Origin of the sequence: Lachnobacterium bovis, from assembly GCF_900111325.1 — a bacterium.
GTDB classification, from domain to species: Bacteria; Bacillota; Clostridia; order Lachnospirales; family Lachnospiraceae; genus Roseburia; species Roseburia bovis_A.
The window spans coordinates 44,870-71,802 of sequence record NZ_FOGW01000004.1; the positions used below are offsets into that span (position 1 = coordinate 44,870).

25 protein-coding genes and 1 tRNA gene are annotated in these 26,933 nt (G+C 31.0%); 5 read left to right on the forward strand and 21 right to left on the reverse strand.

Translation table 11 applies throughout. The features are described from left to right. Positions 1-16: 16 nt before the first annotated feature. The 4 genes from BMY79_RS00175 to BMY79_RS00190 form a co-directional block, all read right to left on the reverse strand. Complete coding sequence (locus BMY79_RS00175) at positions 17-997, reverse strand: hypothetical protein (protein WP_074730268.1); 981 nt, start codon at positions 995-997, stop codon at positions 17-19. Positions 998-1,005: 8 nt separating this feature from the next. Beyond that, positions 1,006-1,407 (reverse strand): hypothetical protein, encoded by a 402-nt coding sequence (locus BMY79_RS00180; protein WP_027421904.1) that lies wholly within the window; start codon positions 1,405-1,407, stop codon positions 1,006-1,008. Positions 1,408-1,728: 321 nt separating this feature from the next. Beyond that, complete coding sequence (locus BMY79_RS00185) at positions 1,729-2,139, reverse strand: flagellar protein (protein WP_022748619.1); 411 nt, start codon at positions 2,137-2,139, stop codon at positions 1,729-1,731. 8 nt (positions 2,140-2,147) lie between these two features. Further along, complete coding sequence (locus BMY79_RS00190) at positions 2,148-2,903, reverse strand: ComF family protein (protein ID WP_074730269.1); 756 nt, start codon at positions 2,901-2,903, stop codon at positions 2,148-2,150. A gap of 154 nt (positions 2,904-3,057) precedes the next feature. Here BMY79_RS00190 and BMY79_RS00195 point away from each other — a divergent pair, with 154 nt between their 5' ends. From BMY79_RS00195 to BMY79_RS00205, 3 genes are read left to right on the forward strand one after another with little or no spacing between them, the layout of a single operon-like run. After that, positions 3,058-4,065, forward strand: a complete 1,008-nt coding sequence (locus tag BMY79_RS00195) for an ABC transporter substrate-binding protein (RefSeq protein WP_074730270.1) — start codon at positions 3,058-3,060, stop codon at positions 4,063-4,065. Between the two features lie 15 nt (positions 4,066-4,080). Further along, positions 4,081-5,055: an ABC transporter permease gene (locus tag BMY79_RS00200; RefSeq protein WP_022748615.1), complete on the forward strand. Its 975-nt coding sequence runs from the start codon at positions 4,081-4,083 to the stop codon at positions 5,053-5,055. Further along, positions 5,048-5,842 carry an ABC transporter ATP-binding protein gene (locus BMY79_RS00205; protein WP_022748614.1) on the forward strand — a complete coding sequence of 265 codons (795 nt, stop codon included), beginning with the start codon at positions 5,048-5,050 and terminating at the stop codon, positions 5,840-5,842. The genes BMY79_RS00200 and BMY79_RS00205 overlap by 8 nt, the downstream gene beginning before the upstream one ends. A gap of 107 nt (positions 5,843-5,949) precedes the next feature. Here the strand turns inward: BMY79_RS00205 and BMY79_RS00210 are convergent, their stop codons facing one another. The 10 genes from BMY79_RS00210 to BMY79_RS00255 form a co-directional block, all read right to left on the reverse strand. After that, complete coding sequence (locus BMY79_RS00210; RefSeq protein WP_027421899.1) at positions 5,950-7,143, reverse strand: homoserine dehydrogenase; 1,194 nt, start codon at positions 7,141-7,143, stop codon at positions 5,950-5,952. A gap of 5 nt (positions 7,144-7,148) precedes the next feature. Next, entirely contained in the window at positions 7,149-7,592 is a 444-nt protein-coding gene (locus BMY79_RS00215) for an ACT domain-containing protein (protein WP_022748612.1), read from the reverse strand. A gap of 227 nt (positions 7,593-7,819) precedes the next feature. Continuing rightward, on the reverse strand, positions 7,820-8,932 hold the full coding sequence (prfB, locus tag BMY79_RS00220; protein WP_022748610.1) for a peptide chain release factor 2: 1,113 nt from the start codon (positions 8,930-8,932) through the stop codon (positions 7,820-7,822). After that, positions 8,916-9,470 (reverse strand): VanZ family protein, encoded by a 555-nt coding sequence (locus tag BMY79_RS00225; protein ID WP_022748609.1) that lies wholly within the window; start codon positions 9,468-9,470, stop codon positions 8,916-8,918. Before BMY79_RS00225 ends, prfB begins: the two co-directional genes overlap by 17 nt. Beyond that, the gene (locus BMY79_RS00230; RefSeq protein ID WP_051604839.1) at positions 9,448-10,836 is read right to left on the reverse strand and encodes a S41 family peptidase; all 1,389 of its coding nucleotides are present in this window, start codon (positions 10,834-10,836) and stop codon (positions 9,448-9,450) included. The genes BMY79_RS00225 and BMY79_RS00230 overlap by 23 nt, the downstream gene beginning before the upstream one ends. Before the next feature lie 119 nt (positions 10,837-10,955). Further along, a complete protein-coding gene (locus BMY79_RS00235; protein ID WP_022748606.1) occupies positions 10,956-11,957 on the reverse strand; it encodes a cell division protein FtsX in 1,002 nt (333 codons plus the stop codon). Further along, positions 11,947-12,633, reverse strand: a complete 687-nt coding sequence (gene ftsE, locus BMY79_RS00240; RefSeq protein WP_022748605.1) for a cell division ATP-binding protein FtsE — start codon at positions 12,631-12,633, stop codon at positions 11,947-11,949. Before ftsE ends, BMY79_RS00235 begins: the two co-directional genes overlap by 11 nt. 124 nt (positions 12,634-12,757) lie before the next feature. Beyond that, positions 12,758-13,846 (reverse strand): PucR family transcriptional regulator, encoded by a 1,089-nt coding sequence (locus BMY79_RS00245; RefSeq protein WP_022748603.1) that lies wholly within the window; start codon positions 13,844-13,846, stop codon positions 12,758-12,760. Positions 13,847-14,049: 203 nt separating this feature from the next. Next, the gene (locus tag BMY79_RS00250; protein WP_074730271.1) at positions 14,050-14,934 is read right to left on the reverse strand and encodes a YitT family protein; all 885 of its coding nucleotides are present in this window, start codon (positions 14,932-14,934) and stop codon (positions 14,050-14,052) included. A 53-nt stretch (positions 14,935-14,987) separates the two neighbouring features. Next, on the reverse strand, positions 14,988-15,653 hold the full coding sequence (locus BMY79_RS00255) for a WecB/TagA/CpsF family glycosyltransferase (RefSeq protein ID WP_074730272.1): 666 nt from the start codon (positions 15,651-15,653) through the stop codon (positions 14,988-14,990). Positions 15,654-16,386: 733 nt separating this feature from the next. Between BMY79_RS00255 and BMY79_RS00260 the strand changes: the two genes are divergently transcribed. After that, on the forward strand, positions 16,387-16,596 hold the full coding sequence (locus tag BMY79_RS00260; protein ID WP_022748599.1) for a YjfB family protein: 210 nt from the start codon (positions 16,387-16,389) through the stop codon (positions 16,594-16,596). Positions 16,597-16,728: 132 nt separating this feature from the next. Here the strand turns inward: BMY79_RS00260 and BMY79_RS00265 are convergent, their stop codons facing one another. The 5 genes from BMY79_RS00265 to BMY79_RS00285 form a co-directional block, all read right to left on the reverse strand. Next, positions 16,729-17,109: a RidA family protein gene (locus BMY79_RS00265; protein ID WP_022748598.1), complete on the reverse strand. Its 381-nt coding sequence runs from the start codon at positions 17,107-17,109 to the stop codon at positions 16,729-16,731. A gap of 72 nt (positions 17,110-17,181) precedes the next feature. Then, positions 17,182-18,015: a CvfB family protein gene (locus BMY79_RS00270; protein ID WP_022748597.1), complete on the reverse strand. Its 834-nt coding sequence runs from the start codon at positions 18,013-18,015 to the stop codon at positions 17,182-17,184. 125 nt (positions 18,016-18,140) lie between these two features. Continuing rightward, positions 18,141-18,848: an acyl-[acyl-carrier-protein] thioesterase gene (locus tag BMY79_RS00275; RefSeq protein WP_074730273.1), complete on the reverse strand. Its 708-nt coding sequence runs from the start codon at positions 18,846-18,848 to the stop codon at positions 18,141-18,143. A gap of 68 nt (positions 18,849-18,916) precedes the next feature. Further along, positions 18,917-18,988: transfer RNA gene (locus BMY79_RS00280), tRNA-Gln, on the reverse strand. 147 nt (positions 18,989-19,135) lie between these two features. After that, entirely contained in the window at positions 19,136-19,774 is a 639-nt protein-coding gene (locus BMY79_RS00285; protein ID WP_022748594.1) for a YigZ family protein, read from the reverse strand. 324 nt (positions 19,775-20,098) lie between these two features. Here BMY79_RS00285 and BMY79_RS00290 point away from each other — a divergent pair, with 324 nt between their 5' ends. Beyond that, positions 20,099-22,561, forward strand: a complete 2,463-nt coding sequence (locus BMY79_RS00290) for a transglycosylase domain-containing protein (protein WP_242941473.1) — start codon at positions 20,099-20,101, stop codon at positions 22,559-22,561. Positions 22,562-22,740: 179 nt separating this feature from the next. Here BMY79_RS00290 and BMY79_RS00295 read toward each other — a convergent pair whose 3' ends face one another. Together BMY79_RS00295 and BMY79_RS00300 are read right to left on the reverse strand one after the other, a co-directional pair. Then, a complete protein-coding gene (locus BMY79_RS00295) occupies positions 22,741-24,474 on the reverse strand; it encodes an ammonium transporter (RefSeq protein WP_074730275.1) in 1,734 nt (577 codons plus the stop codon). Between the two features lie 126 nt (positions 24,475-24,600). Further along, a complete protein-coding gene (locus tag BMY79_RS00300; RefSeq protein WP_027421894.1) occupies positions 24,601-26,724 on the reverse strand; it encodes a glutamine synthetase III family protein in 2,124 nt (707 codons plus the stop codon). Between the last annotated feature and the right edge of the window lie 209 nt (positions 26,725-26,933).

Genomic DNA, 26,933 nt, shown 5'->3' on the forward strand with positions numbered 1-26,933 from the left:
TCACCTTTCCTCCTAATTATTGATTGTCTTTCTTATTATATTCCGATAATTCCTTCCCAATGTTTGTAGTATTTCCAAAATGTTTAACTGTTTTTTCTTGTTGCTGAATAGTCTTCTTAGGTACCGCTTTTACATAGTAATAATAACTATCATCTTCAAATTGTACATTTTCTGTACGTGAATAATCTAAATTCATAAAGAAAAATTTCAAAACGAATCCTAAGATTGTCGCAACTATACATCCAATTACAACTTCCACAGACTTATCTAACATGCCTATAATCATATAACCTATTATATAGCCTATAATCTGTGTGATTGCACCTGCCACAATTGCAATTTCCCATGCATTATCAATCGAACGACTTCTAATGACATATACAACAATTGTTGCAACAACCATAACTATCATAACTACGGCAAGTTCTCTATTTCCAAAAATCTGATCAAGTGCAACTGTAATTTTAGTTGAACTTTCTTCAGAATTAGCTACCATTACATTCTTTAAATCAGCCGCATTATTTCTAACGCCCTCTAAAAAGTAAAAAATCAAAGTTCCAATAGAAACTGCTATAACCGAAAAAATATTTCTTAATAATCCAGTACCCATAGGAACTAAATATCCCATTTTATATTTAAGCATAATAGATGAAATAACCACTAAAATACCATCTTGTGGCGCAAATCTATAATATAACATTATAAACAGTGTAAATAATAATAATGTTACTATCATAACTTCTAGTGATAATTCATACATATTTATCAATACTACTACCATGGCACACCACATTATTGCATCTCGTGGCAATAAGCTACAAATACATGCCAAAATAATTGCTGCTGGCAAATTGCTTATCTTATCATAGTATCCTATATAATTATTAATGGTAAAAAACACTACAAATGCTATTACAAACTTAACAAGCATTCTAAGAAAAAAATCATGTTTTTCACATAGGCGAATTATACCATTTCTTATTTCTAGTAATTTCATAAAGCCTCCTAGTTGTTTATTTCTTCGTCTTCATATAATTTATTTGCTCTTTTTACGTGTTCATATAATTCTTTTAAATTACGTCTTCCTATTGTATATCGATGATAATACACAACATAAGTAATTAAAAAATAAACAATCATAAAAATAACATACATTATAACCATAATTATACTTATATGTTCAAGGTCAAAAGAACTAAATGCTTTAATTATTGATTTTGCATAATATATTCCTATTAGAATGACTATAATTGCAAACGAAATTGTTCCTGTAAAAAAACTTTTTATTAGTTCTTTCCATATATAATCGCTTCTATAGAAATGACCCATTTGGCTATTTTTAGTTCCTTGAGTCATATCATATTTTGCAATATGATATAATTCTCTAACTCTTTCTTCGTTAATCATAGTTCCACCTTCCTATAAATTCAAGTTATATTTTGAAATTATAAGCTTTTTATCCCAAATAAATTTATTTTTAAATGTTACTTTTCCTATTTAAATATAATAATTAAATTATTTCACACTTCAAATTATTATAACACAGTAGCAAAAAATTTAAAACACAAACAGCGTTCGTTCACAAAACTTTCATTAAATTTTAATGTGAAAATTTAGAGCAAAAAAAGACCCCTAACTAGTTCCGTAATGTGCAATTCCGATTTATCATACACAAAAACCTAACAAATCGAATTTGAGCATTTTTAACTAATCAAGGGCCATTTTCTGCTATTTAGAATCAAGAAAACGCATCCTATTTTTGTTATCTTTTTTCTTCTTTGGTTCAACAGGTGCATCTGGTTTCTTAAATGCTTCTTGCAAACCACTTGCGACTTCTTTCTTACATTCTTCACACAACTTACCAGTACAAATCGGTTTACCGCATTTTTCACACAAAATACCATCTGGACTAGGTGAAGACAAAATTAGTCTCTCCTCTCTAATCCATAACTTAATCTGCTTGACAGTAACATCGTTATCTTTTGCGATTTGATCAAGGGACGCATTAGGGTTTTTTTCCAAATACTGTTTTACATCCTGAAATTTTTGTTCAATTTTTCTCTTACAATCCTCACAAATCCTTGGTCCCGATAAATAATTAAATAATCTTCCACATTCTTTACAGTTTATAATTTCCATATGCTCACCTAGTATCCTTTTCCAGTACAGATTGATAAACAATATACTCTTTCTATACCTTTTATTTTTAGTTCCTCAGAAATAGCATCCATTGTGCTTCCTGTGGTATATATATCGTCAACTAAAAGTATTTTTTTATATTTGTTGAATAAATTTTCTGAATAAAAGCTTTTTTTTAGCATATTTTTTCTTTGCTGTGTCGTTAATTCTTTAAGAGGCTTGGTATTTACTACCCTTTTTAAACTCTTATTATCAACCGGAATACCTGTTAAACGTGACAATTCTCTAGCATAAATCTCACTTTGATTATAACCTCTCTTTTTTATTTTTTTAGGATGCATAGGAACAGGTATAATAACATCTGGCTGTATTCTTTGTAACCATTGATTATATTTTTTATAAGTATATTCCGCATAAAATTTAGCATATTCTCTTTTGTTTGAATATTTAAAAGAATACATACTTTTTACCATTTCATTTTTATAAACGAAAAGTGATTTTCCTTGATTAAAAATATGTGATATTTTCTTACAATCTGAACAATATTCTAATCCTTCATCTAATAATTGATGACCGCATTTTATACACATTGGTTCGTTTATTGTTGTAATTTTTTTCATACATTTTTCATGGATTTTAATTCGGGGAGCACCCGGCAGAAAACTTTTTTGAACTAATATTTCGTCACAGATTGGACATCTTAATGGATAAACTATATCTAAAATCGATTCTTTAATTTCATTTATAATAGTTTCTTTTTTCATATTATTTACTTCTCTCATAGTACGAAATTTTACCATAAATATTTTTATTTTACAATACACATTGACTTTTATAACTATTTTTCATATAATATAATAAAAATCAACACTTTAAAGCGTTGATGTGTAACACTTTTAAGTGAAAAAGGAGGAGACTATGAAATTAAAAAAATTATCAAGATCAATTGCACTTGTTTCTATTTTATCAATCAGCTGTTCTTTATTTGGCGGCTGTAGCCTTAAAAATGGTTCATCTCAAAAGCAATCTTTCAATAATGACGCCAAATACAAAGTAGGAATTTGTCAATTTGTGAAGCATCCTGCACTTGATCGTGCAACAAAAGGGTTTAAAGATTATCTTACAAAAAAATTAGGGGATGATGTTACTTTCGACGAGCAAAACGCTCAAGGGGATGCTGCAGTATGTACTTCGATTACTACAACATTTACTTCAAACAAATATGATTTAATTTTAGCTAATGCTACCCCAGCTTTACAAGCAGCTTCAGCTTCAACTAACAAGATTCCGATCCTTGGAACTTCAGTAACTGATTATGCAACTGCTTTAGGAATCGATTCTTCTAAATGGTCTGGTAATACAGGAAAAAATATTTCCGGAACATCAGACCTTGCACCACTTAGTGATCAGGCTGATTGTGTTAAAGAACTATTTCCAAAAGCAAAAACAGTTGGAATTTTATATTGTTCATCTGAAGCCAATTCAGCATACCAAGCCAAAGAATTCAAAAAATATATTGAAAAATATGGTTATGTAACAAAAGATTATTTATTTAATGATTCTAATGATGTTGCTTCCGTTGCTAAAACAGCTTGTGATAACTCTGATATACTTTATATTCCAACTGACAACACTGCTGCATCTTGCGCAGAAGCAATTAACAATGTCGCACTACCTGCAAAAACACCTATTTTCTGTGGTGAAGAAGGTATCTGTAAAGGCTGTGGAGTTGCAACTCTTTCAATCGATTATTATGATTTAGGTGTACAAACTGGTAAATTGGCTTACAAAGTATTAAAAGAAAAGAAAAATCCTAAAACATTAAAAATCGAATATGCAACAAAACTCACAAAAGAATACAATGAAGAAAATTGTAAAAAATTAGGTATCAAAATTCCTAAAGATTACAAAAAGATAAAAAAATAAAAAGGAGTTTTCTCTATGTGTACATTTATTAGTTTAGGTTCTAGTATTCCAAATATAAATCAACTTTTTAATGCATTGCCAGGAAATATCGCTCAAGGACTAATTTGGGGACTTTTAGCACTTGGTGTATTTATTACATTTCGCTTACTTGATTTTCCTGATATGACAGTTGACGGTTCGTTTACAACAGGTGCTGCCGTAACAGTTATAGCAATACTTAATGATGTTCCTGTTCCAATTGCACTTGTAATTGCTGCAATTTTTGGTATTATTGCTGGTTTAATAACAGGTATTCTCCATACAAAATTTGGAATACCTGCAATTCTTTCCGGTATTTTAACTCAAATTGCTTTATGGTCTATAAATCTAATGATTATGGGAAGTGCAAACGTTGCGCTTAGTGTAGATAATTACTCTCTAATAATCAGTGCACGAAATATTAATTCTGCTATTATAATCGGATTAATTTTTTGTACTGTTATTATTTCTATTCTTTATTGGTACTTTGGAACAGAACAAGGTTCGGCCATAAGAGCAACTGGCTCTAATCCAACAATGAGTAGTGCCTCAAGCATTAACATCAATTTAATGAAAATAATTGCTTTATGTATTTCTAACGCACTAGTTGCACTAGCAGGTGGTCTTATTGCACAATATCAAGGATATGTTGCCATCAATATGGGACAGGGTGCCATTGTTATCGGTTTAGCTGCTGTTATAATTGGAGAAGTAATTGGCAACGCAATCCTCGGTAAAAAAATGAATTTTATTGCAAGACTATTTTTTATAGTTCTTGGCGCAATTATTTATTACACAGTAATTTGCATAGTTTTATGGCTTAAAATGCCCGCTGACAGTTTAAAACTTTTTACAGCTATAACTGTAGCAATCTTCCTTGCCGTTCCATATATTAAAGGAAATAAAACTTCTTCCTTTAAAGCCGCTGGTAAGAAAAGTAAATTAATTCACGGAGGACAAAAAAATGCTTAAACTCATAAATATCAAAAAAACTTTTAATCCTGGCACTATCAATGAAAAACGTGCTTTAAACGGAATTAATTTAACATTAAATGATGGAGATTTTGTTACAGTGATTGGTGGTAACGGTGCAGGAAAATCAACTCTATTAAATGCCATTGCTGGTTCTTGGCCTATTGATGATGGTTCAATTTTAATAGATGATATCGATGTAACTGGTATCCCAGTTTATAAAAGAGCTAAATTTATTGGTCGTGTTTTTCAAGATCCTATGTCTGGAACTGCTGCTACAATGCAAATTGATGAAAATTTAGCCTTAGCTGCGCGCAGAGGCAAAAGAAGAACTCTTCGTTGGGGCATAACTTCAAAAGAGAAAAAAGAATACAAAAAAATGTTATGCGAATTAGATTTAGGATTAGAAAATAGAATGACTTCTAAAGTCGGTTTATTATCGGGTGGTCAAAGACAAGCTTTAACTTTACTTATGGCTTCACTACAACGTCCAAAATTACTCTTACTTGATGAGCATACTGCTGCTTTAGATCCTAAAACTGCTGCTAAGGTTCTTGCTCTTACTGACAAAATAATTAAAGAACATCACCTTACAGCTCTTATGGTTACTCACAATATGAAAGATGCCATAGCTCATGGAAATCGTCTAATTATGATGGACAAAGGCCAAATTGTACTTGATATTTCTGGAAAGGAAAAAGAAAAATTAACGGTTGAAGACTTACTTGCGAAATTTGAAGAAGTAAGTGGTGTTGAATTTACATCCGATAAAGCTTTGTTAGCATAATAACACTATTTTTAGTCGAATGGACATTATAGAGAAAAATTTTAAAATTATCTGTAAAAACAAAAAAATCGCTGATTCCATTTGGTTTCAGCGATTTTATAATGTTATTAATTAATACGAATTCTACTGATAATTCCGAGCTTTTCGGCTTTTTCTTCAAAATCTTTTTCTTTTGTATGTGAGGTTATAAATCCAACTTCATTTGGAATTACACCATCAACAATTTCAACATTACCGAATACTTTTCTAACTTCATCTAAAGATTTATCTGTTCTTACAAAGAATCTGCTTTCCGTATCTTTGTAATCTAATAAATTTAATTTTTCTTCTGACCATTCAATTTCTAAATGTTTATCCTTATTCTTCGTCATCTCTACTACATCGGCTACAACAGCGCTTGCAGTTGGAAGACTTCCGGCACCACTTCCGTAAAACATTGCATCACCTAATACATTACCACGTACAAATACCGCGTTAAACACGTCATTTACGCTATATAATGGATGACTACTATCTAACATATAAGGTGCTACCATTGCGACATAATTTGAGCCTATCTGACGACTTGATGCAAGAAGTTTAATTGATCTATTTAATTTTTTTGCATATTTAAAATCATCTGCTGTTATTTTAGTTATTCCTTCACAATGAATATCTTCAAAATTAACCGTTTTACCACTTACAATTGATGTCAAAATAGCAATTTTTCTACATGGATCATAACCTTCAATGTCTGCTGTTGGATCCTTTTCTGCGTATCCTTTTTCTTGAGCATCTTTTAAAACTTCATCAAAATCTGCCCCTTCTTCTGCCATTTTTGTAAGCATATAATTAGTTGTACCATTTAAGATACCTGTTATTTCTTCTAAAATATCAGCTGTCAAACAAGAATTTATATTTCTAATAATAGGAATTCCACCACCTACTGATGCTTCGAATTGAAAATTGACACCATTTTCCTTTGCAATTTCAAGTAAATGTGCACCTTTTGCGGCAACTAATGCTTTATTAGATGTTGTAACATGTTTTTTTGCTTCTAACATTGCTTTTACAAATGTATAAGCAGGCTCAACTCCACCCATTGTCTCTACAACAACTTTTACTTCATCATCATTTACAATCGTTTTATAATCATGCACAACGCACTCTTCCATAGGATCGCCTGGAAATTCCCTTAAATCTAATACATATTTAACTTCAATTTCTTCTCCAGCTTTTTTTTCTAATTTCAAACTATTCCTTCTAATTACTTCAACAACACCGGAACCAATTGTTCCATATCCCATAACTGCTATTTTCATTTTTCTCACTCCCTAGATAAAATTTTTGCATAATGAATACCCGAAATGGTTTCAATTTCATCAACAAGTAAATCCATATCCTGTGCATCTTTGAAAAAATCAATACTGACTGTTAATGTTGCAATTCCATTAACAGGTACACTTTGATGAATTGTAAGGACATTAGCACGGAAATCAGCAATTGCTTTAAGTACTAATGATAATAATCCTGGTTCATCATCTAATTGGATAACGACATTGACTGTTCTTCCTCTCTTATTCTCATGATATAAAAATATATCGTCCTTATACTTATAAAAAGAACTTCTACTTATTCCAACCATTTCAGTTGCATCTTGTACGGATGATACTTTTCCAGATTCAATAAGCCTTTTAGCTTCTACAACTTTTAACAAAACGTCTGGTACTGCTCTTTCTCGCAATACATAATATGTTGCCTTTGTTGCCATGTAATTCCTCCCACGAAGTTACTATTAGCCGATATTCGTAACTTGTATATAATTTTAATCTTATAAAAACATTACATAACCAAAAGTCTTTATCACTGTATCGGCCTTTATTTGTATCTACCACACCGACACTTGTCTTTATACGAAAGATACTATCACAAAATCATTATGTTTTGCAACCCCTTTTTACCACTTTTTTTAATTAAAGTAATAAAGACTATGAATTATTATTTTTTTTCTAAAGAAATCCACTGTAAATATCCCATTATAAATTGATCTAGGTCACCATCTAATACTGCATCAACATTACCTGTTTCAACATTATCTCTATGATCCTTAACCATTGTATATGGCTGCATTACATATGATCTAATTTGGTTGCCCCAACCAATTTCTTTAACTTCACCACGTATTTGTGCATCTCTTTGTGCATTTTCTTCTTCTTTTAAAATTAACAATTTAGCTTTTAACATCTGCATTGCTTTATCTTTATTCATATGCTGAGAACGTTCATTTTGACATTGAACTACAATTCCTGTTGGAAAATGAGTAATTCTAATTGCAGATGATGTTTTATTGATATGCTGTCCGCCTGCTCCACTTGAGCGATATGTATCAATTCTTATATCTTCATCTTTGATTTCAATATCGATATCTTCGTCAATATTTGGCATAACATCACAAGATACAAAAGATGTTTGTCTCTTTCCAGCTGCGTTAAAAGGAGAAATTCTTACTAATCTATGAACACCCTTTTCAGATTTCAAATAACCGTATGCATTTTCTCCACTTACCTGAAATGTGATTGATTTAATACCAGCTTCATCTCCATCTAATGAATCTAATACTTCTAGCGAAAAACCTTTTTTATCGCACCATCTTGAATACATTCTAAATAGCATTGCTGCCCAATCGCAAGACTCTGTTCCGCCTGCTCCTGCATGCAATGATAAAATAGCATCGTTACTATCATGAGGACCTGATAAAAATGTTTTCAAATGAATTTCGTCATACGTATGAATGAAATCATTTAACATTTCTTCGACCTCTACAACTATTTCCATGTCATTTTCTTCATTTCCAATATCAATCATATCAAAAATGTCATTATAAAGATTATATAGATTCTTAAAAGTTTCAACGTCATCTTTCATACTTTTTAACTTTTTCATCTTATTTTGAGATTTCTCTGGATCATCCCAAAAATTAGGTGCTTCCATTTCTCTTTCTAATTCTTGAATTTTCTCTTTCTTATTATCTAGGTCAAGTGCTACTTTTAATTCTTCTAATGAATCTTCATATTGACTTAACGTAAATTTAAAATTATCTAATTCTATCATTTTCCTTCCTCTTTCTGTATGTAATTATCTTTTTTATCAAAAAAATAATTATAAGTGCTGTTATTCCACCACTAGTATCTATACAAACATCTCTAAATTGTCCTGCTCTTTGCGGCACAAATAATTGATGAATTTCATCTGTACTCGCATATAAAGCAACTAAAAATGCTGCTGCTATATATCTATTCGAGAAAAAAGACACATCCTTTAAACACATAAATATCAAAATTGCTAGAATAGCATATTCTGAAAAATGCGCTGTTTTTCTCACATAAAATTCTATATTTTTTAATGTTCGTTGAACTCCATCTTGTTCTAATTCTATATTACTTATTTTATTTACAGTATTAACAACCGCAATACTTATTTTTTTACTTAAAGATGAAGATTTTGAACCAGTTTGTGCTGAAAAACAAAAAATCACAATACACCATGCTATAACCAATATGATGTTTAATTTTTTGAACACTTTAGAATTCCTAAAACTAAGTAAAGCTGCAAAAAAATTTGCAGCCCTATTTTCCGTTGATCTTTTCATTTAATACCTCAATTGCTTTTTGTACTTGATTATCTTTATTTATATCATACTCAGCAGTTTGATTTTGTACATTAAATTTAACCTCTACGTCAGGCTTAATACCCTTTCCATGGATATAATGGCCATTAGGCGTATAATATCTTGCAGTTGTAATCTTAATAGCATCACCATTTTCTAATTTAAAGATGGATTGAACTATACCTTTTCCGAAGCTCTTTTCGCCAATTATTGTACCATATTTGTAATCTTTAATTGCTCCTGCAAATATTTCTGAAGCACTTGCACTATCACCGTTAATTAAAACCGTTATCGGATATTCTAATTTATTTTTTCCATCAGAACGTGCAACTTCTTTATTACCATATTTATCTTTTGTATATACTACAATTCCCTTTGGAAGTATATTATTTAGCATATTAACTACAGAAGTTAACATTCCTCCTGGATTAGAACGTACATCAAAAATAAATCCTTGTACGCCTTGCTTTTTTAATGCCTCTATAGCAGCCTTAAACTGTTCATCTGTCTTATCTTGAAATTCACTAATAGAAATATAGCCAATGTTGTTATTTAAAACTTGATATGACACACTAGGCAATTCTAAATTTTTACGGATAAGCTCAACCGAAATATTTCTATTTTCTGAAGCTCTAAAAACTTCAATACTAACTTTTGTATCAGCCTTGCCTCTAAGTCTTTGTGCAACTTTAGCTAATTCTTGATTTGCAACATCTTTATTGTTGACTTTTACAATAACATCGCCTTCCTTTAGGCCACCCTTACTTGCAGGCGAATCATCATATACTTTAAGAATTTTGATTGATTTATCGCTTGGATCTTGTGTGACATGTGTTCCTATTCCACAATATTCACCTGAAGATTCCTGTTTAAATGCCTTATACTCTTCTTTTGTATAATATGTTGAATATTTATCACCTAATCCCTCAACAATACCTGTATACATTTTATTTTTAACTTTTTTTACATCATAATCCTTGTAATAATAAAGATCCATATAAGTTCTTAATTCATTGATTTTATCCATCGATTTTTTATCAAGAATCTCGTTTCCAACATGCATCTTATTATTTGCTTTAAAAACAAAATAACGACCTGTTGCATAACTATACAAATAAGCACTTCCAAAAGTTATAATTAATGTTATGGCAACCCCAGAAATAACTCCCGTTACGAACTTGTTTTTTAACATTTTTAAAATTTTTTTCTTTTCTTTTATGTCTTGTGTATCTAAAAAATCTTCAGCATTTTCTAAATCTTCAAAATCGTTTATTTCTTTTGTATCTTTTTCTTCTTTTAAAGATTTAGGATTCTCATCAACTGAATCATTTTCTTTATTTTCCAACATTAATTCATTCACCCCCAAATAAGTCTCTACAAACAAGAAGGCTTCCAAATTGGAACATCCGAAATATTCCATTGGAAGCCAAATTTTACTATCTAACTTTTTATTTTTATTAGACTTTATTATACTCTAAGATGTTTTCTAATTGTAATCATACTACCAAATAAACCAATACCTACACCTAAAAGTATTGCAACTGGAACTAAAGTTGTAAATATTTGTCCAACTGGGATAAAGCTAACAATATTGTTAATTACACTAAATCTATCTTTAATATAACCAATAATCTTTCCGTAAAGTGTATATAAAAGGATTAATGGTAAAATTGCACCAACTAAACCAATGATAATACCTTCTACGATAAATGGAGCACGAATTAAGAAATCGGTAGCACCAATTAATCTCATGATTGCAATCTCTTCACGTCTTACAGAAATACCAACTGTTACTGTATTACTAATCAAAAATACTGCTACACCAAGTAATATAATAATAATACCTGCTGATATATATCCAATCAATTTGTTAAATGCTGTTAATGTTTTTGCAATTTCTTTTGAATGGTTAACTTTTCTAACACCATCCATACCCTTAACGTAATTTACTAAGTTCTTTTGCATTGAAACATCATTTAAAAATACTTCATAATGATCTGAATTTTTTAACGCATCTTTAAGGATTTCTGCTGTATTTGATGGCAATTTTCCTTTATTATCTGTTACATTTGTTTGATCTTTAGTATTGCGTAAAGATACATCCTTCTGTTTATTTGTATCATTCTTTTCAGTTTTATCTGTCTTAACTTGCATTTTATTTCCAAAGTCTTTTGCAGCCTTTTTGTTTGATACATAAATACATTTAGCAACTTCGCCACGTTTTTTAATTTTCTTGCCAATTTCATCAATCTGTTTCTTTGATAATCCATCATCAAAAAAAACTGTGATTGCTACATTTTCTTCTGCATCCTTAACCATACCATTGAAATTATTAACAATAATATAGAATAAACCAAATAAGAAAATACATGCAGACATTGTTGCAATTGACGCAAGTGAAAACATTTTATTTCGCCAAATATTTTTTATACCTTGTTGAATACTATATAATGTTGAACTAATTTTCATTTTCGATATCGCCCTGCTTGCTATCGCTAACAATAACACCTTTCTTCATAGTTATAACACGTTTCTTCATAACCTTAACAATTTCCATGTTATGAGTTACTACTACAACTGTTGTGCCTCTATTGTTGATTTCCTCTAATAACTTCATAATTTCCCAAGCATTATTATTATCAAGGTTACCTGTAGGCTCATCCGCTAATAAAATCTTAGGTTCATTTACTAAAGCTCTAGCAATAGCGACTCTCTGCTGTTCACCACCTGATAACTGACGTGGAACTGAACGATATTTAGCTGCAAGTCCAACTAGCGAAAGCATCTTAGATACTTTCTTTCTAATGTGTAAATTATTTTCTCCAATAACTTTTTGTGCAAATGCAACGTTCTCGTATACATTTCTGTCTTTTAAAAGTCTAAAATCTTGAAATACTACACCAATATTACGGCGAAGCTTTGGAATCTGTCTTCTTTTAATTTTGTTTAACGGTTTATCGTTAATCCAAATTGTACCTGTTGTTGGCTCTAATTCTTTTAAAAGTAATTTGATAAATGTTGATTTACCAGAACCACTATCACCTACAACGAAAACAAATTCTCCTTCGTCAATATTTATTGATATATCGCTAAGCGCAGGAACTCCTGCTACATACTCTTTGCTGACATTTTCCAGCTTAATCATGACAATCTCCTCTGTTTATTATTACTATTTCTAAATTGCTACTAGATGTTTTCTTATATTTTTTTATACCACAAAAAAACATCCACTAACATAGGATATTACAAAAGGGAAGAAAAATCAAGTTTTAATAATCCTGTTCTTCCATATACTTCATATATTTCACAACCATAAGTGCTATTTTAAAGGTGATTGCATCTTCAAAAACTCTTAAATCTAGCCCTGTACTCTTTTGTAATTTATCTAAACGATAAACTAGTGTATTTCTATGAATATATAGCTGTCTAGATGTTTCAGACACATTCAAACTGTTTTCAAAAAACTTATTAATTGTTGTTAAAACTTCTTCATCAAAATCATCTGGTGAACGATCACCGAAAATTTCTTTTATAAACATTCTACATAAAGGTATTGGAAGCTGATAAATTAATCTACCAATTCCTAACTGTGAAAATCCAATTACGTCTTTTTCTTCAAAGAAAATTTTTCCTACATCTAAAGCCATTCTTGCTTCTTTGTATGAACGAGAAACTTCTTTTATTTCATTAATGATAGTACCATATGAAATATGAACTTCTTTTACTTCATCAGATTTCAATATTCCAATGATAACATTAGCTGTTTTATTTAAATCTTCGTATGTCTCATTTTCTGTGAGTTCTTTAACGATTATAATATTTTTTTCATCAACTGCTGTCACGAAATCTTTTGTTTTCCCACCAAAAAGACTTCTAATTTTTTCTAATTCATTACCATCTTTATCTCTTTTAGTTTCTACAATATAAACTACACGTCTAACTTCTGTTTCTATATGTAATTTCTTTGCTCTGTTGTAGATGTCAACTAGTAATAAATTGTCAAGCAATAAATTTTTAATAAAATTGTCTTTATCAAAACGTTCTTTATATGCTATTAATAAATTCTGAATCTGAAATCCAGCAATTTTTCCTATCATATATACATCTTCATTATCTCCATACGCAAGTAGAATATATTCTAATTGACGATCGTCAAAAACCTTAAAAAACTGGCATCCATTAACGACTTGACTGTCTGCAGGCGAACCAACAAATGCTCGTGCAGGCTCAACAAATTGCTCAGCATCTGAAAATGTTGCAGCTAAGACCTTTCCTTCTACGTCTATTACACATAAATCTGTGCGGGTAATCCCTTTTAGACCGTCTATCGTATTTTGAAGTATTTGATTGGATATCATATAACACACTCCTTCTCCGATTAATTTACGATTTGCATAAAATCCTGTTTATATTTTAATGCAAAACAACGAAAAAATAAAGAGTAAATGTGTAATTTTTACTCATTTTCTCTTATTTTTTTCATTTCGCTTGTTAATTTTTAACCATATTACATATTCAATACATAAATTTATGTCTTTTTTCTATAATAAAAATGCATTTTTTATGCTTTTTTATGTTCTTTTGTATATTCTATGAACCCCTCTCCTAGAACTTCTCTTACATCAGATACTATAACAAACGCACGTGGATCAATCTTAACAACAATTTCTTTTAATGTGACAATCTCCTTTTTAGATACGACACAATAAAGAACACACTTATCATCTCCTGTGTACATTCCTCTTGCTTCTAGCCCTGTAACGCCTCTATCTAATGTCTCTAATAAAGTTTCTGCAATTTCATCATATTTATCTGTAATAATATATGCTGCCTTTGAAAATTTAAAACCTTCAAGTATTGTATCGGATGTTCTTGAAGCTATTGTTATTGCAATAACAGCATAAAGTGTTGATCTTAAACCAAAAATCATAAATCCAATTGCAATAATCAAAAAATCTACAAACTGCATTATCTGTGCAACCGAATAATGTTTTACCTTTTTATGAATTAAAGCCGCAACCATATCTGTTCCACCTGTGGTTGCTTTACTTTTAAAAGTTAATCCTAATCCTACTCCAGCCAAAAATCCACCAAAAACAGATGCTATAACGTAATCTCCCTTAGGTATGTCAATAGCTGGCAATACTCCTAACCAAACGGATAACATAAGCGTTCCAAAAAACGTTCTACCTATAAATCTTTTTCCCATTATTATGTAAGCCAAAATAAAAACAGGCGCATTTAATCCTATATTGGTAATCCACAAAGGAATACCACCCTTTATTATATTTTTACTTACATCTTTAATAACAATTGCAAGTCCAGTAAAGCCTCCATCTACAAGATGTATTGGATCATAAATCCATCCGTAAGCCATCGCCACAAAACATGTTCCAATAACAATCATGCAATAGTCCTTTAATATGCCCTTGTATTTTAAATTCATTTTTAACAACCTCTTTTATCTAGTTTTCTAGTTATTTTTCTCTAGTTTATTATTTAGTTTTCCAAACTTATCAATGTTTTATGAAAACGCTTAAAACGTACAATTTTTTTTATTTTATTCCATAAGCTATGATTTGATGCAATATTTTTATTATCACCAACACCATACCAAATTCCAGCATTAATAAGCCCTTTATAATCATCGAGAAAACTCTCTTGCTCCAGACTTGGTATCACCGAAAAAACAACATCTGCTCCTGTTGCATTGATATCGTTTATTATAGATTCATATGCACCAATACACTCATCTAAAGCTCGTACATTAACAATTATAATTTCAGGAAAATTCTTTTCCAAAATATTTTTAAACTTTTCAATTTTTTCTATACTTTGCCCTATTATGAAAACTTTTTTTCTGTTACGTTCAACACGTTTAAAAAACTCTTCAAAAAAAACATTATTTTCAATTTCATGATATCTTTGTGTTGAATTTTCTCCAACAGCACTTAATATTTCTGTTTCAGCCAAAATTGAAAACTTTAAACCTTCTAATATTCCCTTATAATGTTCGTCTTTTTCTGCATTTAAAATCATGGACATATCAACCTCTTCTATCGTTTTTAGAACAGGCGATTCCATGTCTTTTTCTATTTCAGAAAGTATTTCACGCACATTATAATTATCTAACGTAACCCCTGCAATTTCTACTTTCTTTATCATACTCTCTCTCTTCTCTTTTTTATCGTAAATATATTATTTGTTAAAAATAGCCACATTTATATGCTATTATTATAATATACAATATGCTACTTGTCTAAAAATCACATTTTTTATTATATTTTTTTAATTTTTCATAAATATATTCTTAACAAAATTTCTATTCGTTCATTCCTGCAATGTAATTTCACACAATTTACGCACTGTTTTCTAAATTGATTGACTTCTTTAGTTTTTGAATAACACTAATAAATGTGCTCTAACTTATCAACTTTTGTGAGTTTACACATAATATTTTTTTAAATCCACAAAAGTTTTCCACTTTTTTAACATGATTTTTTGTGGATAACGTTGATAACCCTGTTTGTATATGATTTTTAGCGTTTTTCTATTGTCTATCATTTGTGGGTAAATTGTTGTTATTTTAGTGTAATATTTTTGTAATATTTTATTTCTATTTTTTTGTAATATTTTTGGTCAAAACGCTATATTTTTAGTAGAATTCAAACTTTTAGTTTTCAAACATTTCTCAAAATTACACAACAATTACATAATAAAAGTCATCGACTGATGACGATGACTACAAACGTTTGCCAAAATTTTAACATGCATAATTTAGTTTTGTCAAGTTTAGCTATTTCTGACATTATATTTCATGAATTTTCCTAATTAATAATATCCCTAAAATAGCCGAATTCATTGTTATGTGAATTAGTTTTTTCTAGGAGGTGGTTTTATGATGGATATCACTCAGGTAAATCACGCTTTAACTGACGTTGATAATTTTGCTATGACAAATACTGCCAGTCGAATCAAAACCGAGATTAACGTCCAGTTATTGAGTAATTCGATTGATCAAATTAAAACTCAAGGCACAGATATGATTCGCATGATGGAATTATCAGTTAATCCAAATATTGGCTCTAACGTTGATATACTTGTTTAAGTAAAAAAGATTACTCCTCAGATAATATTTAACAATAAAAAGTTAGAAACAGACGATATTTGATGTTTTAATTGTAATTAGTCCAAAAAAGGACGGCTACATATAAGTAGTCGTCCTTTTATTAAATTAATTTTATACATTTTTTATTGCAATTGCTTCTACTTCAAGCATAACATCTTTAGGAAGTCTTGCTACTTCAACACAACTTCTTGCAGGATAATCTGCTTCAAAGAATTTCTCATACACTTCGTTGATTTTAGCAAAATCATTCATTTCTTTAATAAAAACTGTAGTTTTTACAACATCTGCCATAGAACATCCAGCTTCTTTTAATAAATTTGTTAAATTCTCAAATGCCTGCTTTGCCTGTTCTACTGAACCTTCTGGAATTTCTCCTGTAGCAGGTACAACTGGAATAATACCTGATGTATACACAACTCCATTTACTTCTATTGCTTGTGAATATGGTCCAATTGCTGCTGGAGCCTTATCTGTTTTAATTACTTTTTTCATAACATAATCCTTCTTTCTGTATCTTAAATATTAATACAAAAAAAGTATATTACATTAAAGTATTAAAATCAATTAATTTTTACGAATTTTTCCATCTGTAATATTAATAATCTTCTCTTTATATAAACGTCCTATTGCTCGTTTAAATGCATTTTTACTTAATCCAGTCTCTCTTTTAATAACTTCAGGGCTTGCTTTTTCAGAGAAAGGAAGTACTCCTGCGTATGAATCAATAATTTCTAATACTTTTTTAGCATCTTCATCCATTTGAATATGCGCTTTTTCTCGCATAGTAATGTCAATTTTACCATCAGGTTTAACGCCTGTTACTCGCGCTTCTATCACATCACCAATTCTTAAATATTCATGTACTTCAAAAGATGGTAATTTAGCTGAGAATCTATCATCAACAGCTACAAATGTTCCAAAATTATCACTAAATTCATAAACTCTACCACTAACTCTATCGCCAACTTTATATGGTGAATCTTTCTCTAAAAGATCATAAATACCTTTCATACTAGCACATAAACGATTACTCTTATCTATATATAATGTAACTAAAATTTCATCGCCTTCTTCAACTTTTCTTAGCATTTCATGATATGGCAAAAACAAATCTTTTTCTAAACCCCAATCTAAGAAAGCACCAATTTTATTAACTTCTTTTACCTCTAATACAGCAAATTTTCCTAAAGTTAACTTTGGTTCATTTGTTGTAGCAATTAATCTGTCTTTAGAGTCTTTATATAAGAAAATATTAATCTTATCTCCTATTTTTACATTCTCTGGAACCTGTTTTGCAGGAAGAAGGACATGAGTTTCTGTCTCCATATCTTCTGCTAAATAAACTCCAAAATCTACTTTTTTCACATAATATAATTCTTGGTATTCACCTAATCTCATTTTTATACCTCTACAATAAACTTTTATTTTTATTGTTTACCTTTCTAAAATAATTCTCTAAACAATGTTATCGGCTACATTTATCACTTACACACTTACTTTTTATGTCGATACATTTTATGCACTTACTTTTTTATATATTTTAAAATTGCGTAAGGCTTGCCTTCTTCAGTTGCAAAAACAACGTCAACTTCATCATTATTATATGTCAATCTTGGATATAAAACATCATCTAACATTGCTTCTTTTCTATACTCTATTTTTAATTCACCAACTGAAAAATCATTTGGCAAATAAGTATCTGCTAACAATACATATTTTACATTATTCATATGTCCATTAGTATCTATAAAAAACGAAGGAACCTTTACCGGATCTTTTTCTTCATATTCTGTTGGAACTTTTAATTTTCTTTTTTTGTCACCGTATTCTAGTTTCGGCTCTAGTTTATATTTTTCCATGATTTTAGCACTATCTACTACTGGTTTTCTGGCATCAGTATTTAATAAAACCCAAATAGAATTAGCCTCAACTAGATGCTCGCCCAAATCATTAGTCACAAGAAAATTTCTATATCCATAAAACGCCTTAAATTCATATGGCCATGTTTTTATAATTATTTCATCCTTAAATTTTGGCATCTTATTTATTTTAATTTGCCATGAAGAGATAATCCAACCTAAATTTTCTTTTTTTAAAAAATCTAAATCAACACCAACATCCTCAGAATGATTTATACTGCAGTTTTGGAAATAATCCAAAAGAGCCGACATTGTCAATCTTTTTTCTGTATCAATTTCTGTATAATTTACAGTCTCCCTCATTTGAAACATATTTTACCTCCAAGCATACAAACGTATAAAAAAAGCACTACGCTCTGTCGCATAGTGCTTAAAACAAACTGCCCCACAAGGATTCGAACCTTGAAATGACGGAGTCAGAGTCCGTTGCCTTACCGTTTGGCGATGGGGCATCATGTTAGTAACGCTTTCGTGTCACACAACAATGATATTATATCTCAATGCATTCAAAATGTCAAGAACTTTTTTATTTTTTTTATTTACTTTTTAAAGATAGCTTTTCTTTTAAAAATCAATTAATTATTTATGTCTAATCATTTTTATAATCTAATTAATTCACTATCAACGATGGCATAATCTAATTCTTGAACTTTATTATATTTAACAGTTCCATTTGTTGTTTCGATTGCACCTTTTATTATTTTTTCTTCTTGATCAATTGGAATGATTATTTCTAATTTAACATCAGCTTCATAGATTGAATTTACAATTGTAATATTGTTTTGTGCAAAGTAATATTGCAATTTTCCTAATCCATTATAATCTGTACCTATTTCATATAAAACACCTTTTGCTTTTGTAATAAGCACTGAATTATTCAATCCTTCTTTTACTGCTTTTTGATATGCTCTTACTAAACCACCTGTACCAAGCAAAACACCGCCAAAATATCTTGTAACTACAACTGCCACATTATGAACATCTTCGTTTAATAACACATCAAGCATTGGTCTTCCAGCTGTCTGTGATGGCTCTCCATCATCTGAACATCTCGAAATCTCATTATTGTCTCCTATCACAAAAGCCGAACAATTATGACGTGCATCCCAATATTGTTTTTTCATTTCATTAATAAATTTAGTTGCTTCCTCTTCTGAAGTAACCGGACGTACTGTTGCAATAAATCGAGATTTTTTTTCTACAATTTCTCCTACACCAGCTTTATAAACTATCTGCATCTTTACCTCCTAAAAATGATAATGCTTGATTTTCTATTTAAAAATTATACTTTAGTAATAAATGTTTGTAAAGTTTTTCACTTTCTTATATTAAATGAATTTGTTATAATATATAATAAGGTATATTGTGAATTTAACAATACAACCTGTTTCTTTAAAATTAAATATAGTTTTATGCCAGTTTTTTACAACCTATAAGGAGGACAACCTATGAATTATGGCAAAAAATATACACAGCTTCGCATCAAAACTATAGATTACAAACCCACTAAGATTCGTATGAAAGTAGAAATTTTCATATTAAAATTATTAGTGATTGCACTATTGTTTTTTTCAGTAATCGGAATTTGTGCTGGAATTGGTGTTATTCAAGGCATTCTTGATTCCGCCCCCAAAATTTCAAAAACTGATGTGATGCCTAGCGGATATTCTACGACTGTTTTAGCCGAGGATGGTACTCAAACAACTAATTTAGTTTCATCAGGTTCTAACAGAAAATACGTATCGATTGATAAAATTCCTAAGGATCTTCAACATGCCTTTATTGCCGTAGAAGATTCTAGATTTTACAAACATAATGGTGTCGATTGTCAAGGTATTCTTCGTGCTACTTTTGTAGCAATCTCTAAAAAAGATTTTTCTGAGGGTGCAAGTACTTTAACTCAACAGTTAATAAAAAACAATGTACTTACTACTTGGACAGATGAAAAAACTTTTTTTGATAGTTTCAAACGTAAACTCCAAGAACAATATTTAGCGATAAAGCTCGAACAAAAGGTACACAATAAAAAATGGATTCTAGAGAATTATCTTAATTCCATTAACCTTGGTTCTAATACTCTTGGTGTTGAAGCTGCTTCCGAGAAATATTTTGGCAAAGAAGTTTCTAAACTTACTTTATCAGAAAGTTGTGTAATTGCAGGAATCACTCAAAATCCCGTTGCTTACAATCCTATAACTCATCCGGACAACAACAACAAGCGCCGAAAAAAAGTACTTAAAGATATGCTCGAGCAAGGTTATATCAAGCAGCAGGATTATAATGATGCATTAGCTGATAATGTTTATGATCGAATCCTTGAATTCAATCAAAACACAAGCAATAATAATATTAATTCTTATTTTGTTGATGCATTAATCGAGGATGTATACAATGATTTGACTGAGAAAAAAGGATATTCATCAGAAGAGGCGAATAAAGCTATTTTCCGCGGAGGTCTAACAATTCATTCCACCCAGAATAATAGAATACAAGCCATCGCAGATGAAGAAGTTAACAAAGCTTCTAACTATCCAACTGAACCAAAGTATTCATTCTTTTTAGCTTTTTCTGTTAAAAAGCCGGATGGTACTGTTTTGAATTACTCTAATCAAACCATGTTACGTTATTACAAAAACAAAACAAGTAACGAAAATTACTCCATCATTTTTAATTCTGAAGATGAATGCAGACAAGCTATTTCTCAATATGAGCAAGAAATGCTTAGTCAAGGTGGTACAATTGTTGAAGGTTCTGAAAATATAAATATAACCTTACAACCTCAAGTTGCTTTGACAATTATTGATCAACATACTGGCGCTGTTAAAGCTTTAGTTGGTGGACGTGGTCAAAAGATTGGTAACAGAACCTGGAATAGAGCAACAGATACAACTAGACAACCTGGATCGACTTTTAAAATTATTGCTTCTTACGCCCCAGCTTTAGATGCTAAAAATTTAACTTTAGCTTCTGTACAAGATGATGCACCATATACCATTGGAAATAAAACCTTCCAGAATGCTAATAAAAGCTTTGGTGGCTTTACAACAATCAGAGAAGGTATTCAAAATTCAACAAATATCGTAGCATTAAAAACTTTAAATCAAATTGGAATTGACACAGGGTATGAATATGCAAAGAAATTTGGTTTTACAACATTATCAGATACTGATAAGAATTTAAGCCTTGCTCTTGGCGGACTTGATCACGGTGTTAAAAACTATGAACTTGCTGGTGCTTATGCCGCTATTGCTAACAATGGCGAATATATCAAGCCTAGCTTTTATACTAAAGTTTATGATCACAATGGTAAACTACTTTTAGACATCTCTAAAAAAGAAAAACATCGTGTTATAAAAGCAACAACTGCATGGCTCTTAACTAGCGCAATGCAAGATGTTTTAACTCAAGGAACCGGTAAGGCTGCTTACTTTGGAAACGAATTAATGCCACAAGCTGGTAAATCGGGAACAACAAGCTCTAATAGAGATAGCCTATTTGCTGGTTTTACACCTTATTACACTTGTGTAATTTGGGGTGGAAATGACGACAATTCTGTCCAAGCCGGTGACCAGACAATTTATACCAAGAACATATGGCGAGAAGTTATGAGACGTTCTAACGAAGGTTTAGAGCGAAAAGAATTTACACAACCTGAAGGTATTGTTACAGCTAACGTATGTAAAAAATCAGGACTTCTACCTCTTGAAAATATTTGTGACCGAGACCAACGAGGTTCTATGGTTTATCAAGAATTTTTCGACAAAGACACTGTTCCAACAACTACATGCAATCACCATGTCGGTGTTCGAATTTGTTTAGCAACAGGTATGGAAGCGGCTAGTAATTGTCCTGTTAATCAAACATTTACTTCTATTAGAATTATAGGTGCAGCAGCTAATTCTCCTGAATCAGCTTATGCTCCACCTAGTAAAAAATGTCCACATTCTGGTGGTGCACCTGCGCAGCCAGCGCAACAACCCGCAGCCCCTGCGCAACCACAACCTAATAGAAGTAATTTCCCTTAAATCAAAAAGTTGAGGACTGATGATATGCCCCCTATCAAGCAGGCAGGGTAAATATCAGTTTCCTCAACTTTTTTCATTTATTTTTATTATATTTTTCTTATAAAATCTTATTTTCGTAAAAATATTTTTACATTTTTTCTTACAAAAATTTTTCTTACAATATTTTATTCTCGTAAAAATTATTCTACATCGGCTAATGCTTGCACATCTTCTTCACCTGTTCTAATTTTTACGACTTTATCTACATTATATACAAATATCTTGCCATCTCCAATATTTCCAGTATACAAAGCTTTTTTGGCAACTTGTATTACTTTTTTTACCGGAATTTTACTTACAATAATTTCTATTTTTACTTTTGGTAGTAAGGTTGCGTCTGTTTCAACACCTCTATATCTTTCACCTGCTCCTTTTTGAACGCCACAACCCATTACCTGTGTTACAGTCATACCCGTCACACCTAAATCATTCATTGCTCTTTTTACCTTGTCATACCTTGATAATTTAGAAATAATAACAACTTTATACATTCCTTTTTTATTCATATTGATATTTTCTTCGCCTACAACTACCTTATTACCAATACCTTCTGTATAACCTATATCAGTATTCTCATTAATATCCATTGTCAAAGTATTTGAAATATCCATTAATGAAAATCCTGAATAAGCTGATGCAAGTCCATGTTCTCGTGCATCTAATCCTTCAATTTCTTCTGCTTCGCTTACTCTTAAGCCTACTGTAATTTTTATTAACCAATATACTCCTGTAATTGTCAATGCAGTCCATGCTCCGACTGAAATAATACCTAGTAACTGAGTATTTAAACATTTAACTCCGCCACCATAAAATAATCCTACAATTTTAGTATTTTCTGGTGCGCTTTTTGTAGCAAATAAACCTACTGCTATTGTTCCCCAAATACCATTTAACATATGAACTGCAACTGCTCCAACTGGATCATCTATGTGCAAAATATAATCTAATAACCAAACTCCAAACACTACTAATAGACCAGCAACCGAACCAATAATAATTGCTCCTAAACAATCTGTAACATCACATCCTGCTGTTATTGCAACCAATCCAGCTAATGACACATTTAAACTCATTGAAACATCTGGTTTTCCATATTTTAACCATGTAAAAAGCATACATACTACAGTTGCAATTGCAGGAGAAACTGTTGTTGTCAAGAAAATTGAACCTAATTGTTCTACTGATGTTGCTGCAGCACCATTAAATCCATACCAACCAAACCATAAAATAAATACACCTAATGCTCCAAGTGGTAGGTTATGTCCCGGAAATGCATTTACTTTAATTATTTTTCCATTTTCATCTTTAGTATATTTTCCTATACGTGCACCTAACATTTTAGCTCCGATTAAGGCCGAAATACCTCCTACCATATGAATTGCACAAGAACCAGCAAAATCATGGAAGTCTCGAGCTGATAACCAGCCACCGCCCCAAATCCAATGTGCTTCTATCGGATATACTATAGCTGAAATTAAAGCTGAATAAATACAATACGATGAAAATTTTGTTCTTTCAGCCATTGCTCCAGAAACAATTGTTGCTGTTGTAGCACAAAAAACTAAATTAAATACAAAATTTGAAAATGAAAAAGAACTATATTTAGTAAAAATATCAAATCCTGGTCTTCCTATAATTCCCATATAATCTTCACCTAATAAAAATGAAAAACCTATAATTATAAACACAACTGTACCTATACAAAAATCCATAAGGTTTTTCATGATGATATTACCACTGTTCTTTGCTCTAGTAAAACCTGTTTCTACCATTGCAAATCCTGCCTGCATCCAAAAAACTAATGCAGCTCCACACAGGAACCAAACCGCAAATGCCTCCTTATTAACTAATCCATTAACAATTTCTTTTGTCATAATTATCCTCCTTTTATAATAAAAAAGCGATATATTCTCAAATTCACAGCTTCGTGAAATCAAAAATATATCGCAATATTTTATACTACAATAATATAATTCCTATTTTTAATTGTAAGTGTAATATTAAACTTCAAAAATCAAGTCGCCGTATGATGGCATTGGCCAGTACTCTTTGCCAACTAACATTTCTAAGTCATCAACTGGTTTTCTTAAAGCATCCATAGTAACTTTAACGTTATCTCTATAGAATTCAGCTTTTTCACGTTGACAAGAAATTGCTGAAGCTTTATCAGTCAATTCTGTTAATGTTGCCAACTGCTTATTTACTTCTTTCAATAATGAAGAAACTTTAGTTAACATATCGCTTTGTGTAGAAACATCTGCACTTGCAACTGCAGCTCTTACAGCATTAATTGAATCTGCAAGAGTAGTTGTATATTTGATAACAGCAGGAATAATCTGTTTACATGTAATATCGATCATTGCTCTAGCTTCGATATTTATTGTTTTAGCATATTTCTCATATTCAATTTCAACACGAGACTCTAATTCAGGTTTTGTAAATACTTTGAATTTTTCAAATGCTCTAACATTATTTTCTTTAACATATGCTGGTACAGCATCAACCATTGATTTAATGTTTGGAAGACCACGTCTTTGTGCTTCCTCAACCCACTCATCAGAATATCCATCACCGTTGAAAATAATTCTCTGATGTTGTGTTGCAAGTCTCTTAATGATATCATGCACTGCTAAATCAAAGTTATCTGCTTTTTCTAACTCATCACAAGCATCTGAGAATGCTTCTGCAACAATAGTGTTTAATACGATATTTGCCTGAGCAACAGAATCCTGTGAACCAACCATTCTAAACTCAAATTTGTTACCTGTGAAAGCAAATGGTGATGTTCTGTTTCTATCTGTAGCATCTTTCATGAAATCTGGTAAAGTCTTAACACCAGTGTGTAATCTTTCACCTTCTAAGCTTCGTGTTGCTTCACCAGTGCTTACTAACTGATTAATAACATCTTGTAACTGATCTCCAAGATAAATAGAAAGAATTGCTGGTGGTGCTTCATTAGCTCCAAGTCTGTGATCATTTCCTACATCTGCTGCAGATGCTCTAAGTAAATCAGCATGCTCATCTACTGCTCTTAAAATACATGTAAGAACAAGTAAGAACTGAATATTTTCATGTGGTGTCTCACCTGGCTCTAATAAATTGATACCATCGTTTGTTGTGATTGACCAGTTGTTGTGTTTACCTGAACCATTTACTCCATCAAATGGTTTCTCATGAAGTAAACATTGTAATCCATGTCTTCCTGCAACTTTCTTTAATGTTTCCATTGTTAACTGGTTATTATCTACTGCAATGTTACATTTTGCATAAATTGGAGCAAGCTCGTGCTGTGCTGGTGCAACTTCGTTATGTTGTGTTTTAGCTGAAACACCTAATTTCCATAACTCTTTGTTAACATCACGCATGTAAGCTGCGATTCTTTCTCTAATAGCACCAAAGTAATGATCGTCCATTTCTTGACCTTTAGGAGGCATTGCACCAAATAATGTTCTACCTGTAAAAATCAAATCTTTTCTCTGTAAATATTTTTCACGATCTACTAAGAAATATTCTTGTTCAGGACCTACTGAAGGTGTTACTTTTTTAGAAGTTGTATTACCGAATAATCTTAATAATCTAAGTGACTGTTCATTAATTGCTTCCATTGATCTAAGTAAAGGTGTTTTCTGATCTAATGCTTCGCCTGTATATGAACAGAATGCTGTTGGAATACAAAGTGTTGCACCAGCTGCATCGTGACGTACGAAAGCAGGTGATGTACAATCCCACGCTGTATATCCTCTTGCTTCGAATGTAGCTCTTAATCCACCTGATGGGAATGACGATGCATCAGGTTCACCTTTAATTAATTCTTTTCCAGAAAAGCTCATAAGAATTTTTCCATTCTCCATTGGAGCTGTAATAAATGAATCATGTTTCTCAGCTGTTACACCTGTTAATGGTTGGAACCAATGTGAATAATGTGTTGCTCCTCTTTCAATAGCCCACTCTTTCATCTCGTGTGCAACTACATCAGCTGTTTCTAAATCTAATTCTCTTCCCTCATCCATTACTTCATGAAGTTTCTTGTAGACTTTCTTTGGAAGACGTTCCTGCATTACAGAATCATTAAATACATCTTCGCCAAAAATATCTGCCACATTGAAATACTCTGTCTCTCGCATAATATACATCCTTTCTAAACATCACACAACTTTATTCCCTAAAGTGTGATTTTTTATCAACTTCTTTTGACATTAATTGATTACAACTTACATTAATTTATTCTATAAGGACAGCTAATATATCCCTTAAATAAAAAAATGGGCACTCCAACCTTTGTTGGAACGCCCTTGTTCTCTAAATCAACTGTTGTTAGAATACCTTATCTTCT

Coding starts and splice junctions, on each gene's coding strand:
- BMY79_RS00275 (WP_074730273.1), bottom strand. CDS start 18,848: ATGTTTCAAATGAGGGAGACTGTAAATTATACAGAAATTGATACAGAA.
- BMY79_RS00270 (WP_022748597.1), bottom strand. CDS start 18,015: ATGAGATTAGGTGAATACCAAGAATTATATTATGTGAAAAAAGTAGAT.
- BMY79_RS00285 (WP_022748594.1), bottom strand. CDS start 19,774: ATGCAGATAGTTTATAAAGCTGGTGTAGGAGAAATTGTAGAAAAAAAA.
- BMY79_RS00230 (WP_051604839.1), bottom strand. CDS start 10,836: ATGTTGGAAAATAAAGAAAATGATTCAGTTGATGAGAATCCTAAATCT.
- BMY79_RS00255 (WP_074730272.1), bottom strand. CDS start 15,653: ATGATAAAGAAAGTAGAAATTGCAGGGGTTACGTTAGATAATTATAAT.
- BMY79_RS00205 (WP_022748614.1), top strand. CDS start 5,048: ATGCTTAAACTCATAAATATCAAAAAAACTTTTAATCCTGGCACTATC.
- BMY79_RS00225 (WP_022748609.1), bottom strand. CDS start 9,470: ATGAAAAGATCAACGGAAAATAGGGCTGCAAATTTTTTTGCAGCTTTA.
- BMY79_RS00180 (WP_027421904.1), bottom strand. CDS start 1,407: ATGATTAACGAAGAAAGAGTTAGAGAATTATATCATATTGCAAAATAT.
- BMY79_RS00185 (WP_022748619.1), bottom strand. CDS start 2,139: ATGGAAATTATAAACTGTAAAGAATGTGGAAGATTATTTAATTATTTA.
- BMY79_RS00175 (WP_074730268.1), bottom strand. CDS start 997: ATGAAATTACTAGAAATAAGAAATGGTATAATTCGCCTATGTGAAAAA.
- BMY79_RS00245 (WP_022748603.1), bottom strand. CDS start 13,846: ATGATATCCAATCAAATACTTCAAAATACGATAGACGGTCTAAAAGGG.
- ftsE (WP_022748605.1), bottom strand. CDS start 12,633: ATGATTAAGCTGGAAAATGTCAGCAAAGAGTATGTAGCAGGAGTTCCT.
- BMY79_RS00210 (WP_027421899.1), bottom strand. CDS start 7,143: ATGAAAATAGCAGTTATGGGATATGGAACAATTGGTTCCGGTGTTGTT.
- BMY79_RS00215 (WP_022748612.1), bottom strand. CDS start 7,592: ATGGCAACAAAGGCAACATATTATGTATTGCGAGAAAGAGCAGTACCA.
- BMY79_RS00200 (WP_022748615.1), top strand. CDS start 4,081: ATGTGTACATTTATTAGTTTAGGTTCTAGTATTCCAAATATAAATCAA.
- BMY79_RS00250 (WP_074730271.1), bottom strand. CDS start 14,934: ATGAATTTAAAATACAAGGGCATATTAAAGGACTATTGCATGATTGTT.
- prfB (WP_022748610.1), bottom strand. CDS start 8,932: ATGATAGAATTAGATAATTTTAAATTTACGTTAAGTCAATATGAAGAT.
- BMY79_RS00195 (WP_074730270.1), top strand. CDS start 3,058: ATGAAATTAAAAAAATTATCAAGATCAATTGCACTTGTTTCTATTTTA.
- BMY79_RS00235 (WP_022748606.1), bottom strand. CDS start 11,957: ATGAAAATTAGTTCAACATTATATAGTATTCAACAAGGTATAAAAAAT.
- BMY79_RS00300 (WP_027421894.1), bottom strand. CDS start 26,724: ATGCGAGAGACAGAGTATTTCAATGTGGCAGATATTTTTGGCGAAGAT.
- BMY79_RS00295 (WP_074730275.1), bottom strand. CDS start 24,474: ATGACAAAAGAAATTGTTAATGGATTAGTTAATAAGGAGGCATTTGCG.
- BMY79_RS00190 (WP_074730269.1), bottom strand. CDS start 2,903: ATGAAAAAAGAAACTATTATAAATGAAATTAAAGAATCGATTTTAGAT.
- BMY79_RS00260 (WP_022748599.1), top strand. CDS start 16,387: ATGATGGATATCACTCAGGTAAATCACGCTTTAACTGACGTTGATAAT.
- BMY79_RS00265 (WP_022748598.1), bottom strand. CDS start 17,109: ATGAAAAAAGTAATTAAAACAGATAAGGCTCCAGCAGCAATTGGACCA.